This is a genomic window from Sphaerimonospora thailandensis (genome assembly GCF_016863115.1).
In the GTDB taxonomy this organism is placed as follows: domain Bacteria; phylum Actinomycetota; class Actinomycetes; order Streptosporangiales; family Streptosporangiaceae; genus Sphaerimonospora; species Sphaerimonospora cavernae.
In genome coordinates this window covers 1-939 of sequence record NZ_BOOG01000145.1, presented here as the reverse complement: position 1 = coordinate 939, position 939 = coordinate 1, and the positions used below count along the sequence as shown (strand labels likewise).

Below are 939 nucleotides of genomic sequence, written 5' to 3'. Positions count from 1 at the left end.
TCTGGTCACGTTTAGTGGTCGTAGGCGATCAGTGAGCGCTTGATTGGTTGGCCGGTCTTGTCGTTGTGCCAGATCGCGGCGGTCAGCGCGAGGATCCGCGCCAGCACGCGGGCGACGACTCCCTCAGGTGTACGGCCGCCGTGACGTTCCAGGTCGAGCTGGCCCTTGAAGGTCTGGTTGATCGACTCGATGGTCTGCCGCAACGGCTTGAACAACCGCGCTCCGGCTCGTTCGGGTTCGCCCTTGCGGGCCGGGCGCAGCAATCGGACGTCACTGTCGGTGAGGTTCTGCTCGAACTCGCGACCGTAGTAGTTCTTGTCTCCGATGATCGTTTGCCTCGGGTGGCCGGCCAGCAGTTCGGGAGCATCGTCCAGCATGCCTTGCAGGGTTTCGCGTTCGTCGGCCTTGGCGCCGGTGAGCGCGAAGGCGATCGGCAGGCCGCCCAGGGTGCATAACAGGTGGAGCCGCAGTCCCCAGAAATACCGTGAGTGACTGGCGCAGTAGCCGTACTCGGCCCAGCCGGCCAGGGCGCTGCGCTTGGCCGTCTCTCGGGATCGGCCGCACTCCACCGGTGTGGAGTCGACCACCCACACGTCGTCGCTCCACAGGCCGGTGTCGGTGGCGAGCATTCTGATCATGTGTTTGAGCAGGGTGGATGCCTTGCGTAGCCGCTTGTTGTAGCCGGACTGGCCAGGCAGGTAGGGGAACATGCCGGTCAGGTGGGTGCGGGCGTAGCGCAGCCAGTGCCGCTCGGAGGTGAAGCCCAGCAGCGCCGACATCACTGCCAGCGTCACCAGCTCGGCGTCACTGAGGGTAGGCGCGATGCCGACCTTGGGACGCCAGGGAGCCAGATCCGGCCAGGCCTTCACTGCGTCGTCGATCTTCACATAGAGTGCGGTTGCGAGGGTGTTTATGTCGTTGCACACACATCGATCATGG

1 protein-coding gene is annotated in these 939 nt (G+C 64.6%); it reads right to left on the bottom strand.

Translation table 11 applies throughout. The annotated features are described in order from the left end of the window. Positions 1-11 precede the first annotated feature (11 nt). Positions 12-926, bottom strand: coding sequence for an IS982 family transposase (locus Mth01_RS29355; protein ID WP_204019211.1), 915 nt, complete (start codon positions 924-926; stop codon positions 12-14). Positions 927-939 lie beyond the last annotated feature (13 nt).